This window comes from Nocardia sp. NPDC059691 (genome assembly GCF_042733915.1).
GTDB classification, from domain to species: Bacteria; Actinomycetota; Actinomycetes; order Mycobacteriales; family Mycobacteriaceae; genus Nocardia; species Nocardia sichangensis.
In genome coordinates, this window is record NZ_JBHWFB010000019.1 from 84,253 (window position 1) to 100,719 (window position 16,467).

1 protein-coding gene is annotated in these 16,467 nt (G+C 70.9%); it reads left to right on the forward strand.

Features of this window, described 5'->3' with window-relative positions:
* Window positions 1–7 precede the first annotated feature (7 nt).
* A complete protein-coding gene (locus ACFV2O_RS32870; protein ID WP_379255495.1) occupies window positions 8–16,444 on the forward strand; it encodes an SDR family NAD(P)-dependent oxidoreductase in 16,437 nt (5,478 codons plus the stop codon).
* The last annotated feature ends 23 nt before the right edge of the window (window positions 16,445–16,467 follow it).

Here is a 16,467-nt window from a genome sequence, read left to right on the forward strand (position 1 = left end):
AAATCCCATGGTCGAAGCGGCGAATGACATCGCCATCGTCGGAATGTCGTGCCGGATGCCGGGCGCTTCCGACCTGGAGAAGTTCTGGCGGTTGCTGCGCGAGGGCCGCGATGCCGTCGGGCAGGCGCCCGCCGACCGGCCCGGTCTCGAGGAGACCGCGGGATTCCTCGACTCGGCCACCGAATTCGATGCCGGATTCTTCGGCGTCCCACCGAACGAGGCGAACGCCATCGACCCCCAGCAGTTGCTCGGGCTCGAGCTCAGCTGGGAGGCGTGGGAGGACGCCGGTCTCGGCGACGCGACGGGGGCGCGGGCCGGCGTGTTCCTCGGCTGCACCGGCACCGATTTCGCCGAAATCGTTGCCGCGCAGGGCAGCACCGGCGTCGGTCGGCATTCGCTGTGGGCCGTCGGACGAGGGGTCACCGCCAACCGGATCTCGAACTACTACGGGTTCACCGGGCCGAGCATGGTCGTCGACAGCGGGCAGTCCTCGTCCTTGGTCGCGGTGCACCTGGCCTGCGAATCGATCCGCGGCGGCGAATGCGAGGTGGCCGTGGCGGGCGGGCTGAATCTCATCCTGTCTCCGTTGAGCGGCGAGCGGTACGAGCAGTTCGGCGCGCATTCGGCGTCGGGGAAATGCCACACCTTCGACGACCGGGCCGACGGCACCGTCCGCGGCGAAGGCGGCGGCATGATCGTGCTCGAGCCAGTGGAGCGTGCGATCGCCGCGGGGCACCGGATCTACGCCGTGATCCGTGGCAGTGCCGTCAACAACGGCAACGAGCGGCAGGTATTGAGCGCCCCGAGCGGCGCTGCCCAGGCCGCCGTCATCCGGGCCGCGCTGACGGCGGCCCGGGTCGACGGCGCATCGGTGCAGTACGTGGAATTGCACGGCACCGGCACGCCCGCGGGCGACCCGGTGGAGGCAGCGGCGCTGGGCGAAATCTACGGCGCGGGCCGCCCGGCTGGCCGACGGCTGGCCGTGGGTTCGGTCAAGACCAATATCGGGCATCTGGAAGGCGCCGCGGGAATCGCGGGATTGATCAAGACCGCACTGTGCCTGCGGCACGGGCAGCTCGCGCCCAGCCTGAACTTCCGAAACCCCAATCCCCGTATCCCGCTGGACGAGTTGGGCCTGCGGGTGCAGACCAGCACGCAGCCGTGGACGGGCGACGCGCGTCGCCGGGCCGGTGTGTCGTCGTTCGGGATGGGGGGAACGAACGCGCACGTGATCCTCGAGGAGGCGCCCGCGACGGCTGCCGTCGAGGTGACCGGCGAGACCCGGCCCGCGGTGTGGCTGCTGTCGGCCCGGAGTCGGGAAGCCTTGCGGGAGCAGGCTGTTCGTTTGCGGGAGTGGCTGGCGGAGCACCCGCGAGCCGGTACCGCCGAGGTGGCGTACTCGCTCGCCCACACCCGGACGCCGATGGAGTGGCGGGCAGCGGTGGTGGGGTCCGGCGCCGATCGGATGCGTGCCGGGCTCGCCGCCTTGGCCGACCCGGCACCCGACCTGGTCGCCGCTGATCCCACGGTGGTGTCCGGCCGGGCCGCGGCGCGCCGGGTGGTGTTCGTGTTCCCTGGCCAGGGCAGCCAGTGGGTGGGAATGGGCGCCGGACTGCTGGCGTCGGACGAGGTCTTCGCGGCGTCGATCGCGGAATGCGAGGCGGCGCTGGCGCCGTTCGTGGACTGGTCGCTGACCGACGTGCTGCGCGGGACGCCGGGAGCCGCCTCGCTGGATCGCGTGGACGTGGTGCAGCCGGTCCTGTTCGCGATGCTGGTATCGCTGGCGCGGCGGTGGCAGGCGGCCGGTGTGCGGCCGTCCGCGGTGGTGGGGCATTCGCAGGGCGAGATCGCGGCCGCGGTGGTGGCCGGTGCACTGTCGCTCGCGGACGGAGCGCGCGTGGTGGCCCTGCGGTCGCGCGCGGTCGCGGAACTGCTCGCGGGCTCGGGCGGTATGGCGTCGGTCGGCTTGCCGGGTGACGCGGTCGCCGGCCGGCTGGCGGCCTTCGGCGGCCGATTGTCGGTCGCGGCGGTGAACGCGCCCGGCCAGACCGTGGTGTCCGGGGCGGCCGACGCGATCGAGCGGTTCCTGGCCGAGTGCGCGGCGGAAGGGATCTGGGCGAAACGTATTCCGGTGGACTACGCGTCGCATTCGGCGGCGGTGGAACGTATTCGCGACCGCGTGCTGGCCGACTTGGCGCCGATACAGCCGAAAGCCGGTGCGATTCCGTTCTTCTCGACGGTGACGGCCGAGTTCGTGGACACCTCCGGCCTGGACGCGGCGTACTGGTATCGCGGGTTGCGCGAGCAGGTGCGATTCGCCGAGGCGATCGAGGCGTTGCTGCGCGCGGAGATGACGGCATTCGTGGAGACGAGTCCGCATCCGGTGGTCGCCTCGGCGATCGAACTGGTGGCCGAGGCGTTGGGCGCGACCGATCGAGTGGCGGTGTGCGGCACGCTCCGGCGTGGTCACGGGGGCCCGGAGGAGTTCGCCGCGGCGTCGGCCCGGGTCTACTGCGCGGGTGTCGACGCGGTGGCGGCGGAATTGGCTCCGCCGGCCGCGCGAGTCGACCTGCCGGTCTACGCGTTCCAGCGCCGCCGGTGCTGGACGCCTGAGGTCGGCGCGGGCGCGGCGGATCTGCGCCGTGCCGGGCTGGTCGCGCCGGATCATCCGATACTGGGCGCCGCGGTGCCGGTGGCGGAGCGCGACGAATGGCTGTTCACCGGGCTTCTGTCCCCCGACACCCAGCACTGGCTGACGGATCACCTCGTCTTCGGGGCTCCTGCGGTGCCCGCGGCGGTCTGGCTCGATGTCGCGTGGAGCGTGGGCGCTCGAGTGGAGGCCGCGCAGGTCGAGGAACTGCGGATCGAGGCGTCGCTGCCCGCGAACACGCCGTGGACGATCCAGGTGCGCGTCGCGGCAGCCGACGGGAGTGGTCGGCGGACGTTCACCGTCCACGCCCGGCCCGCCACGGGTGCCGCTGCGGAATGGTCTCGGTGCGCGCAGGGAGTGCTGGCCGGAGACCGCGACGAGATCCCCGCCCGGCCGGACGTCGAGTGGCCGCCCGCCGGAGCCGAACCGGTGGCCGCCGAGGAACTCTACGACCGACTGGCAGGCCGCGGACTCGGCTACGGTGTGGCATTCCAGGGCGTCACGGCGTCCTGGCTGCGCGGTCGCGACGCGTTCGCCGAGGTGTCGCTCGATGAGTCGGTCGGCGATCAGGGCCGGTTCGGCATCCATCCCGCGCTGCTGGATGCCATGGCCCACGCCGCGACGGATCTGCTCGCCCACGACGCACCCGCCCGGACGCCGATGCCTCTGTCGTTCACCGGCGCTCAGCTGTATCGCTCCGGCATCGCCGCCGCCCAGGTGCGGATCGAGCGGGTCGATGCGGACACCGTGCGGGTGACGGCCGTCTCCGAGGACGGTGAACCGGTTCTGATGATCGACTCGCTGCGGCTGCGCATGGTCGATCGGGTGATGGACGAGTCCCCGGCGGCGGTGCCCGTGTCCGCGCCGACGCGTCGCAGGCGCGCCGCGGTAGAGGGTCCGCTCGCGCCGCGGCTGTTCGCCGTCCCCGAGCCGGAGCGCGACGCGCTCGTGCTGAACGTCGTCGCCGAACAGGCCGCCGCGGTACTCGGCTATGAGTCTCCCGAGGCCGTGCCCGCCGATCTGCCGTTCACCGCCTTCGGATTCGACTCGCTGAGCGGCGTCCAGTTGCGCGACCGGCTGGCCGCGGCCACCGGGCTGACGCTGCCCGCGACGCTGATGTTCGACCACCCCACGCCCACCGCGGTGGCGCGGCTGGTGCGCGCTCGGCTCGAAGGGACCGATCCCGCCGCGCCGCGTACCGTGCGCCGCGTCCGATCCGACGAGCCGATCGCCATCGTCGGGATCGGCTGCCGCTTCCCGGGCGGTGTCGGATCGGCCGAGGACCTGTGGCGGCTGGTCGCCTCCGAAACCGACGCGATCACGCCGTTCCCCGAAGACCGGGGATGGGACCTGGAGCGGCTGTTCCATCCCGATCCGGACGAGCCGGGCACGGTCTACATCCGCGAAGGCGGATTCCTTTCCGGCGCGGCGGAATTCGACGCCGGGTTCTTCGGCATCGGGCCGCGGGAGGCGGCGGCGATGGATCCGCAGCAGCGGCTGATGCTGGAAGTCGCCTGGGAGGCGTTGGAAGACGCGGGCCTGGACCCCGCCGCGCTCCGCGGTACGGATGCCGGTGTGTACGTCGGCGCCTGCGCCTCCGGCTACGCCGACGGCGTGACCGGGGAGTACGAGGGTTTCCGGCTGACCGGGACGTCGCACAGCGTCATCTCCGGCCGCGTGGCCTACGCCTTCGGCCTGGAAGGTCCCGCGGTCACGATCGACACCGCGTGTTCCTCGTCGCTGGTCTCACTGCACCTGGCTTGTCAGGCGCTGCGCCAGGGCGAGACCTCCCTGGCGCTGGCCGGTGGGGTGAGCATCTCGGCGAGTCCGGCGCTGTTCGTCGACTTCGCGCGTCAGCGGGGGTTGGCGGCGGACGCGCGGTGCAAGCCCTTCTCCGCCGCGGCCGACGGCGTGACCTGGTCCGAGGGCGTCGGCGTGCTGGTCGTCGAACGCCTCGCCGACGCCCGTCGCCTCGGGCACCGGGTCCTGGCGGTCGTGCGCGGTAGCGCGATCAACCAGGACGGTGCGAGCAATGGCCTGACCGCGCCGAACGGTCCGTCGCAGGAGCGGGTGATCGCGGCGGCGCTGGCCGACGCGGGGTTGCGGCCCGCCGATGTGGACGCGGTGGAGGCGCACGGAACCGGTACCGCGCTGGGCGATCCGATCGAAGCGCAGGCGCTCATCGCCGCCTACGGCGCCGAGCGAGCGGAACCGCTGCGCATCGGGTCGGTGAAATCGAATATCGGTCACGCCGTCGCGGCCGCCGGTGTCGGTGGCGTGATCAAGATGGTGCAGGCGTTGCGGCACGAGATCCTGCCGAAGACAGTGCATCTCGATGCGCCGAGTCCGCACGTGGACTGGTCGGCGGGTTCGGTGCGGCTGCTGAGCGAGCCGGAGCCATGGCCTGCGGGCGACCGGCTGCGTCGTGCCGGGGTGTCGTCGTTCGGTATGAGCGGGACGAACGCGCACCTGATTTTGGAAGAAGCTCCGCCGCAGACGATTTCGGTCGAAATACTCACCGCCGCAGATGATCCGGGTGATGGTGATCGCGGTGTCCGGACGTGGACGGTGTCCGCGCGCACCCCGGAAGCATTGCGTGCGCAAGCGGTTCGGCTCACCGAATGGCTCACCGCGCAAGACGACGTAGACGTGGCGGATGTGGCGCACACACTGCTGCGGCACCGCGCGCAGCTGGAGTTTCGCGCCGCGGTGGTCGGGCGCGACCTCGGGGATCTGCGGTCCGGGCTCGCGAGTCTGGCCGAAGCCTCCGACAGCGATTCCGTGGTCACGGGCCGTGCCACGGCGCGGCGGGTGGCGTTCGTGTTCCCGGGTCAGGGCAGCCAATGGCCCGCGATGGGCGCCGAACTGCTCGCCACGCATCGAGTTTTCGCGGAGTCGATCGCGGACTGCGAGGCGGCGCTGGCGCCGTTCGTGGACTGGTCGCTGACCTCCGTCCTGCGTGGGGAGCCGGGCGCGGCATCGTTGGACCGGGTGGATGTGGTGCAGCCCGCGCTTTTCGCGGTGCTGGTGTCGCTGGCGCGAGTGTGGCGGGCGAGCGGTGTGGAGCCCGCCGCGGTGGTGGGGCATTCGCAGGGTGAGATCGCGGCGGCCGTGGTGGCGGGCGGGCTTTCGCTCGCCGACGGCGCGCGTGTGGTCGCCGTCCGGTCCCGGATCGTCGCGGAGGAACTGGCGGGGGCCGGTGGCATGGTGTCGGTCGGGCTGGCGGCAGAGGCGGTCGCGGACCGCTTGGCCGGGTTCGGGGACCGGTTGTCGGTGGCGGCGGTGAACGGGCCGGGGCAGACCGTGGTGTCGGGGGAGACCTCCGCCGTGGACGAATTCCTCGCGGCCTGCGCGGCCGACGGTGTGTGGGCGAAACGGATTCCGGTGGACTACGCGTCGCATTCGGTCGCGGTCGAAGCCATCCGCGAACGGGTCCTGACGGAGCTGGCTCCGGTCGCGCCGGTATCCGGTTCGGTGCCGTTCTTCTCGACCGTGTCCGCGGACTACGTCGACACCGCGACGCTGGACGCCGCCTACTGGTATCGCGGCCTGCGCGAGCCTGTCCGGTTCGCCGAGTCGGTCACAACGCTGCAGCGAGCGGGTGTGAACGCCTTCATCGAGGTCAGCCCGCACCCGGTTTTGACCGTAGGGATCGAGCTGGCGGCGGATGCCATCGGCATGTCCGGCCGCGTGGCCGTGCTGGGCAGCCTGAGACGCGAACTCGGTGGGCCGGAACAACTCTCGCTCGCGCTGGCGCGCGCCCACTGTGCCGGTATCGACCTGGCCGCAGGGGCATTGGCGCCCGTCGCCACCCGGGTGGACTTGCCGCGGTACGCGTTCGAGCACAAGCGGCACTGGCTGGCGCCCGGCGGTGTGCCGGATATTCGGCAGTCGGGTCTGGACGAGGCGGCGCATCCGTTGCTGGCGGCGATGGTCCGGCTGCCGGAAAGCGACGAGGCGGTGTTCACTGGCCGGCTGTCGCGTTCGGCATATCCGTGGCTGTCCGATCACGCTGTCGCGGGTGTGGCGTTGCTCCCCGGAACCGCCTTCGTGGAGCTCGTCCTGCACGTCGGCGCGGTGGTCGAGTGCACGCGGGTGTCGGAACTGGTGCTCGAGGCGCCCTTGGTGGTGCCGTCGTCGGGGACCGTCGAGCTACGGGCGGTGGCCGCCGCACCGGACGAGTCGGGCAGGCGCAGGGTGTCGGTGTACTCCCGGTCGGACGAGGCCGCATCCCGTGTCGGGCACGATGCGGCCGACCGGAACTCGAGCACGCCGTGGGTCCGGCACGCCGTCGCCACGATCACCGCCGAAGCGGATGCGGCCGAGGCGTCGGTCGTGGCCGTCCGCCCACCGGCCGCTGTGGCCGCGATCGATATTTCCGCTGCCTACGCGGAGTTGGCCGAGCGTGGCTACGAATACGGTCCGGTGTTCCAGGGACTGACCGCCCTGTGGCGCGGTGACGGCGAAGTCTTCGCCGAAGTGACACTGCCGGAGCCCGGCCGCGCCGGCGCCGCCGAATTCGGCGTACATCCGGCAGTGCTGGACGCGGCGCTGCACGCGGTCCTGCTCGGCGGGCTCGTCTCCGACGTGCCGGATGGGACGGTCGCGGTGCCGTTCTCCTGGGAGAACGTCAGGCTGTACGCGACGGGAGCGACCACACTGCGGGTCCACGCGTCCCTGTCCGGCTCCCCGTCCGCCGGACCGCGGATCGCGGTGACCCTCACCGATACCTCGGACCTGCCGGTGGCCGAGGTGGGCGCGTTGACCATGCGCCCGATCCCGGTCGAGGCGCTCGGACGGTCCCGGCCGCGCAGCGAGGGACTCGGCTACCGGGTGGAGTGGGTCGCGTCGTCCGCGCCGGAAGTCGCGGCCGCCGGGGTCTGGAGCGAAGCCGAAGACGGCGACACCGTGCGCGTCGAGGGACGGGTGGCGACGGTGATCCGGCTCGACGAGGCCGCGGGCGGCGCTGTGCCGGAATCGGTACGGAATGTAGTGACCGTGGTGACCACGCGGGTGCAGCGGCTGCTGGAGCGGGAGACGCCTATCGTCGTGGTGACCCGCCAGGCCGTGGCGGTGCATCCGGGTGAATCGGTGGATCCGATCGCGGCCGCGGCGTGGGGGTTGCTGCGCACCGCACAGACCGAGCACCCGGATCGGCTTCTTCTCGTCGACGTCGACGACTGGGCCGAATATCGGGAGAGCGCCGCGCTCGCGATGACCACGAGCACCGAACCCCAGTTCGCCGTCCGTCGTGGTGTCGCGCACGTCGCGCGCTTGCACCGGGCAGCGGGCGACGTCGGGAACGCGAGCGTGGCGACGCGTGCTCCGGCGTGGGCGCTGACCCACCATGGCAAAGGTGCCCTGACCGGCGACAACCTGACGCTGACGGAGACGCCGGACGCGTCGCGGCCGCTCGGCCCCGGCGAGGTCCGGGTGGCGCTGCGGGCGGTCGGTCTCAATTTCCGCGACGCCTTGATCGCCTTGGGCATGTACCCCGATCCGGACGCTGTGCTGGGTGTGGAGGGCGCCGGTGTGGTGGTCGAGGTGGGTTCCGAAGTGCCGAATCTCGTGCCGGGCGAACGTGTTTTCGGGTTCTTGTCGGGTGTGGGGTCGGTCGTGGTGGCGGACTGCCGGTTGTTGGTGCCGATTCCCGCGGGGTGGTCGTTCGCGGAGGCGGCGGCGGTACCCGCGGTGTTCGTGACGGCGTTCTACGGATTGGTGGATGTCGCGGGGACGCGCGGTGGAGAGACGGTGTTGGTGCATGCGGCGACGGGTGGGGTGGGGTTGGCTGCGGTGCAGTTGGGGCGGTGGTTGGGTGCGCGGTTGGTGGTTACTGCGAGTCGTCCGAAGTGGGATGTTCTGCGGGGGTTGGGTTTCGGTGACGAGGAGATCGGTGATTCGCGGTCGCTCGATTTCGAGGGGAAGTTCCGTGCGGGGCTGGGTGGTGTGGATGTGGTGTTGGATTCGTTGGCGGGTGAGTTCGTGGATGCGGGTTTGCGTTTGCTCGGGCCGGGTGGCCGGTTCGTGGAGATGGGGTTGCTGGATCGGCGTGATCCCGAGCAGGTAGCCGCCGAACACCCCGGGGTGCGGTACGACAGTTTCGTCCTGCTGGAGGTGGCGCCGGAACGGCTGCGGGAGATCCTGACAACGGTTGTGGCGCTGTTCGAGGCCGGGATCTTGACGCCGTCCCCGCTCACCGCATGGGATCTGCGGCAGGCGCCGGAGGCGTTGCGGTTGATGAGTCAGGCTCGGCATATCGGCAAGAACGTGCTGACGGTGCCCGCGCCGTTGCGGCCTGAGGGGACGGTGTTGATCACCGGTGGTACCGGTGGGCTGGGTGCGTTGGCGGCTCGGCATCTGGTCACCGAGTACGGGGTGCGCAGGCTGGTGCTGGCGAGCAGACGCGGCCCGGAAACGCCCGGTGCGGCCGAACTCCGCGACGAACTCGAGGCTCTGGGTGCGCACGTGGAGGTCGTCGCCTGTGACGCGGCGGACCGGGACGCACTCGAGACGACGCTCGCGGCGATCCCGTCCGAGCATCCCCTGACCGGCGTCGTCCACGCCGCGGGTGTGCTCGCCGACGGCCTGTTCACCGGCTTGACGGCGGAGCGGATCGCGGAGGTGTTGCGGCCGAAGGTGGATGCGGCGTGGAATCTGCACGAAGCGACGCGGCATCTGGATCTGTCGATGTTCGTGTTGTATTCGTCGATCGCGGGTGTGATCGGTAATGCGGGGCAGGCGAATTACGCGGCGGCGAATGTGTTCCTGGACGCGCTGGCGCAACACCGGCGGGTGAACGGCCTGGCGGCGACCTCGATCGCGTGGGGACTGTGGAGTCGCAGCACCGGTATGACGGGCGCGTTGGGTGATGCCGATATCGCCCGTTTGCGGCGGGAGGGTTTCCCGCCGTTGGGCGAGCGCGAGGGGATGGCCCTGTTCGACGCGGCACTCGCGGGCGGCGCGTCGTCGTTCGTGGCTGTCCGCGTCGACCGTGACGCACTGGCGGAAACCAAAGCTCGCGCCCTGACAAGCGATTTGGTGCGACCGTCCCGCCGCAGGGTCGCCGATACGGTGGCGCAGCGACCGGAACTGGCTACGCGGCTGGCGGGTCGCTCGGCTGCCGAACAGGACCGCGTCGTCCTCGATCTCATCCGCGCCCAGGCGGCGGCGGTGCTGGGACATACGAGCGCCGAGTCGATACCGGCGGACAAACCGTTCCGAGACATCGGCTTCGACTCACTCGGTGTCATGGAATTCCGCAACAGGCTGTCCGAAGCCACCGGTCTGCAACTGCCGTCGACGCTGGTCTTCGACCACCCGACCGCCACAGCTATGGCGAAGCTGGTGCGCTCTCTGGCGGCGCCGACCGCCGCCGAGCAACCCGCCGAACAGGCGCCACGCCGGGATCGCGCGGTCGACGAACCGATCGCCATCGTGGGCATGAGCTGCCGCTTCCCCGGCGGGGTCACCTCACCGGAGAGTCTCTGGGACCTGCTGGCCGCCGGCGTGGACGCCAGCGGAGACTTTCCCACCGACCGCGGCTGGGATCTCGAGCGACTGTTCGACGCCGACCCGGACAAACCGGGTACCTCCTACACCCGCCGCGGCGGATTCCTCGCGGACGCAGGCGATTTCGACGCCGGCTTCTTCGGCATCGGTCCCAGGGAGGCGTCCGCCATGGACCCCCAGCAGCGCTTGCTGCTGGAAGCGACCTGGGAGGCCCTCGAGAATGCCGGTGTCGACCCGGTCGCGTTGCGTGGCAGCGATACCGGCGTCTTCGCCGGAGCGTGCTCATCCGGCTACGGCGACCGGGTCACCGGAGAACTGGAGGGCTACCGCCTCACCGGCACCACGCACAGCGTGATCTCCGGCCGGGTGGCCTACGTCTTCGGTTTCGAAGGCCCGGCCGTCACCGTGGACACCGCGTGCTCCTCGTCGCTGGTCGCCCTGCATCAGGCCACCCGCGCCCTGCGCGACGGAGAGACCTCGCTGGCACTGGCCAGCGGTGTGACGGTCGCGGCCGATCCGTATCTCTACGTCGACTTCGCCCGCCAGCGCGGCCTGGCGCCCGATGGACGCTGCAAATCGTTCTCCGCCGACGCCGACGGCGTCGGATTCGCCGAGGGCGTGGGGGTGCTCGTGCTCGAACGGCTGTCCGATGCCCAGCGCCTCGGGCACACCGTGCTCGCTCTCGTACGCGGTAGCGCGATCAACCAGGACGGTGCGAGCAATGGCCTGACCGCGCCGAACGGTCCGTCGCAGGAGCGGGTGATCGCGGCGGCGCTGGCCGACGCGGGGTTGACGCCCGCGGATGTCGACGCGGTGGAGGCGCACGGAACCGGGACGACGTTGGGCGATCCGATCGAGGCCCGGGCCCTGATCAATGCCTACGGGCGCGACCGCGCCGGTCGCCCGCTGCTCATCGGGTCGGTGAAATCCAATCTCGGCCACACCATCGCCGCCGCGGGCGTCGGCGGCGTGATCAAGATGGTGCAGGCGCTGCGGCACGAAACCCTGCCGAAGACACTGCACGCGGACGAGCCGAGCCCGCATGTGGACTGGTCGGCGGGCGCCGTGCGACTGCTGACCGAGGCAGAGGCGTGGCCCACCGGGGACCGCGTCCGCCGGGCGGGCGTGTCGTCCTTCGGCGTCAGCGGCACCAACGCGCACGTCATTCTGGAAGAGGCGCCCGCGGCGGGGCTGTCACCGATCGTGCCCGCTCCCGGGCCACGCATCGAGACGGTCGTGCCCTGGCTGGTGTCGGCCGAATCCGAGTCGGGCCTGCGGTCGCAGGCCGAGCGGCTACGGCGATGGTCGATCCGCCACCCCGACGCCACACCATGGGACACCGCCCACGCGCTGCTCACCACCCGTGCGCAACTGCCGTGGCGCGGCGCCGTCGTCGGACGCGACCGGGACGAACTGCTGGCCGGGCTGGCCGAATTGGCCGCAGGCAGCCCGGGCGCGATCGCGGCGAAGACGAATGGGGCGGGCCGGACGGCGTTCCTGTTCACCGGGCAGGGCGCTCAACGCGCCGGGATGGGCGCCGGTCTGTACGCGGCGTTCGGCGTGTTCGCCACGGCCTTCGACGAGATCTGCGCCCATATCGATCCGCTGCTCGGCCGGTCGCTGCGGGAGCTGGTCTTCGATCCGGACGGCGCCGGGCTGCTGGAGCGGACCGAATTCACCCAGCCCGCCCTGTTCGCGTTCGAGGTGGCGCTGTTCCGGCTGCTGGAATCGTTCGGCGTCGTTCCGGACGTGCTGATCGGACATTCGATCGGCGAACTGACCGCCGCGTATCTCGCCGGGGTGTGGTCACTGCCGGACGCGTGCGCGCTGGTGGTGGCGCGTGGGCGGTTGATGGGCGCATTGCCCGGCGGCGGCGCGATGCTGGCCGCGGCGATCCCCGAAGGACAGGCGGTGGATCTGCTCGAGGAGTTCGCCGGTGAGGTTTCGCTGGCCGCGGTGAACGGTCCGGGAGCGGTGGTGTTCTCCGGCGCGTCCGCCGCGATCGACGCGATCGCCGACCGGCTGGCCACGGCGAACGCGCGGACTTCACGGCTGCGGGTGAGCCATGCGTTCCATTCGGCGGCGATGGAACCGATGCTGGACGAATTCCGCCGGGTGGCCCGAGGCTTGACCTACCATCGGCCGTCCCTGCCGATCGTGTCGAATGTGACGGGCGCCCTGATCGATGCCGAACCGACCGACCCGGACTACTGGGTCGCCCAGGTGCGCGGGTGCGTCCGGTTCGCACCGGGCATCGCCACCCTGATCGACGACGGCGTCCGGCGGTTCGTCGAGGTCGGCCCGGATGCCGTGCTGGCCGCCATGGTTCGGCAGTGTCTGGCCGAAAAGCCCGACGCGGAAGCGGAATCGATCGTGATCGCGGCCGCTCGGCGCGCGACCGACGAGCCGGATCAGCTCGTGACCGCGCTGGCGCAGGCCACCGCCGGAGGAGTGCCGGTGGACTGGACGCCGCTGTTCGCAGGCCGAGCGGTCGAGCGGGTAGCACTGCCGACCTACGCGTTCGAGCATCGGCGGTACTGGTTGCCACCGGTCCGGGTGGCGGATGTCTCGCGCTCGGGACTGGACGACGCGGGTCATCCACTGCTGGGCGCTTTGGTGCGGTTGCCGGATTCGCCGGATGTCGTGTTCACCGGGCGAGTGTCCGGAGCGGATCATCCGTGGCTGGCCGATCACGCGGTCGGTGGGGCGGTCGTGTTCCCCGGCGCCGCCTTCGTCGAACTCGTCTTGCACGTGGGCGCGGCAGTGGACTGTCCCGCGGTGTCGGAGCTGGTGATCGAGACGCCCTTGCCGGTGCCCGCGGCGGGTGCCGTCGAATTGCGGGTGGTCGCCGGTGGGCCGGATGAATCCGGTGCACGGGCGGTCACGGTGTATTCGCGGTCGCGGGACGGCGAGGAGCCCGGTGCCGACTCTGCCGAGTGGGTACGTCACGCGACCGCGACGGTGGCCGCGCGAGCGGATGGCCCGTCAGCCGCGTCGGTGGCGACGAGCTGGCCACCGGCAGGCTCGACCGCGCGTGAACTCACCGGCGCGTATGCGGATCTGGCCGAGCTCGGCTACGAGTACGGCCCCGCGTTCCGGGGGCTTTCCGCGCTGTGGCGCGGCGACGGTGAGGTCTTCGCCGAGGTCGTGCTGCCCGAGTCCGCTCGATCGCAGATCGGCGGGTACGGAGTGCATCCGGCGCTGCTGGACGCGGCGCTGCACTCCGTCCTGCTCGGTGGGCTGGCCGAATCGGAGGACGGTGCGGTGGCCGTGCCGCACTCGTGGGAGAACGTCAGGTTGTACGCGGCCGGAGCGACCACGGTGCGAGTCCATGCCGCCGTATCCGCCGTAGCGGCGGGAGAAACCCGAATCGCGGTGACGCTCAGCGATGTCTCGGGTCGGCCCGTGGCCGAGATCGGTGCGTTGAGCCTGCGCAGGCTCTCGGCCGATGTGTTCGCGTCGGTGCGCCGCCGCGCCTCCGGCTACGGCATCGACTGGATCGCACTGCCCGCCGTCGAGCCGAGCGTGACCGCGGCCTGGGAAGTCGCAGGTGATCTCGAGACCGTGCAGGTCGCGGGCGCGGACGCGACGGTGGTCCGGCTCGAAACCGAGGCCGAGAAGGGTGAGCTGCCCGCGATTGTGCGAGCGGTGGTGACCGCGACGACGAGCCGCGTACGAGAGCTGCTGGAACGAGACGGTCGGATCGTGGTGGTGACCCGGCGGGCGGTGCCGGTCCATGCCGGTGAGTCCGTCGACCCGGCCGCGGGAGCGGCGTGGGGAATGCTGCGCACCGCCCAGAGCGAGCACCCGGAGCGGATCCTGCTCGTCGACGTCGGCGACTGGGCCGATTACCGGGAGAGCGTCGTCCTGGCGCTGACTCTGAACGCCGAACCGCAACTCGCCGTCCGCGGCGGCATTCCGCACGCGCCGCGTCTCCACCGTGCCGGGCGCGCGGAGGACGCCCGCCTGCGTGGCGCGGAGCTATTGGCCGCCGGGACTTCCGACCACCGGGAATGGTCGTTCGCGCCGACCGGGAAAGGCACCCTGACCGCGGACAATTTCGGCCTGCGCGTACTTCGGGACGCCTGGGAGCCACTGGCTCCGGGGCAGGTGCGGGTGCGCACGATGGCGGTGGGCCTGAACTTCCGGGACGTACTCGTCTCGCTCGGCACCTACCCCGATCCGGACGCTGCGCTGGGTGTGGAGGGCGCCGGTGTGGTGGTCGAGGTGGGTTCCGAAGTGCCGAACCTCGTGCCGGGAGATCGAGTCTTCGGGTTCCTGTCGGGTGTGAGGTCGGTGGTGGCGGTTGATCGCCGATTGGTGGTGCGGATGCCTGCGGGGTGGTCGTTCGCGGAGGCGGCGGCGGTGCCTGCGGTGTTCGCGACGGCGTTCTATGGGTTGGTGGATGTGGCGGGGGTGCGCGCTGGGGAGCGGGTGTTGGTGCATGCGGCGACGGGTGGGGTGGGGTTGGCTGCGGTGCAGTTGGGGCGGTGGTTGGGTGCGCGGTTGGTGGTGACGGCGAGTCGTCCGAAGTGGGATGTTCTGCGGGGGTTGGGTTTCGGTGACGAGGAGATCGGTGATTCGCGGTCGCTCGATTTCGAGGGGAAGTTCCGTGCGGGGCTGGGTGGTGTGGATGTGGTGTTGGATTCGTTGGCGGGTGAGTTCGTGGATGCGGGTTTGCGTCTGCTCGGGCCGGGTGGCCGGTTCGTGGAGATGGGGATGCTGGATCGGCGCGATCCGGCACAGGTAGCCGCCGAACATCCCGGAGTCGCCTACACCGGTTTCATGCTCATGGACCTGGGGCCCGACCGGCTCCACGAGATCTTGACCCGCATCGTCGATCTGTTCGAGGCGGGTGTGCTCACTGCGTCTCCACTCACCGCATGGGACATCCGGGATGTGCCCGGGGCATTGCGATTCATGAGCCAGGCTCGGCATATCGGCAAGAACGTGCTGACGGTGCCCGCGCCGTTGCGGCCTGAGGGGACGGTGTTGATCACCGGTGGTACCGGTGGGCTGGGTGCGTTGGCGGCTCGGCATCTGGTCACCGAGTACGGGGTGCGCAGGCTGGTGCTGGCGAGCAGACGCGGCCCGGATACACCCGGTGCGGGGAAGTTGCGTGACGAGCTCGTCGCTCTCGGCGCGCACGTGGACGTGGTCGCTTGCGATGCGGCGGACCGGGATTCGTTGGATGCGGTACTGGCGGCGATCCCGCCGGAGCATCGGTTGACCGGTGTCGTGCACGCGGCTGGGGTACTGGCCGACGCGCTGCTGGAGAACATGACGGCGGAGCGGATCGCGGAGGTGTTGCGGCCGAAGGTGGATGCGGCGTGGAATCTGCACGAGGCGACGCGGCATCTGGATCTGTCGATGTTCGTGTTGTATTCGTCGATCGCGGGTGTGATCGGTAATGCGGGGCAGGCGAATTACGCGGCGGCGAATGTGTTCCTGGACGCGCTGGCGCAACACCGGCGGGTGAACGGCTTGCCCGCGACGTCGATCGCGTGGGGGCCGTGGCAGCAGAGCACCGGCATGACGCGGACACTCGCTGACGCCGACTTCGCCCGTTTGCGGCGGGAGGGTTTCCCGCCGTTGGGCGAGCGCGAGGGGATGGCGCTGTTCGACGCCGCGCTGTCAGGTAGCAGGGCCGCGTTCGTGGCGGCCCGCATCGACCGGTCCGCGCTCACGGAGATCGCCGATCACGACCCGCGGCCGATCGTGCGCGACCTGGTCGGACCCGCGCGGCGCCGAGCCGAGGCCGTGGTGGGTGGATCGCCGCAACCGGTGAACCGCCTTGCGGGCCTGTCGACCGCCGAGCAGGACCGCGTCGTCCTCGATCTGATCCGCGCCGAAGCCGCGGCGGTTCTCGGGAGCGACGCCGAGACCATCGCCGCCGACAAACCCTTCAGCGACATCGGATTCGACTCACTCGGTGTCATGGAATTCCGCAACCGGTTGAAATCGGCCGCAGGCGTCCAGGTGCCCGCGACGGCGATGTTCGACTACCCGACTCCGAGGGACCTGGCGGGCTATCTCCGCCAGGAGATCGCTCCGGTGGAGGACCCGGCGAAACGGCTCGCCGCCGAAGTCGAAGCGCTGGCCTACAGTCTCGCCTCCGCCGAACTCTCCGCCGCCGACCGGTCGTCCCTGGCGACCACATTGTCCGCCCTGCTGCGTGAACTCGAAGGCAGGGACGCCGGCGCCGCCGATCCGGGCAGCGATGCCGACCACCTGGACACCGCGGACGATCACGAACTCTTCGAGTTCATCGACAATCTCAGCTGACCTCGCACGATCAGGAGCCCCAC

Excerpts from the sequence above, each read along its gene's own strand:
- ACFV2O_RS32870 (WP_379255495.1), top strand. The coding sequence starts at position 8 with ATGGTCGAAGCGGCGAATGACATCGCCATCGTCGGAATGTCGTGCCGG.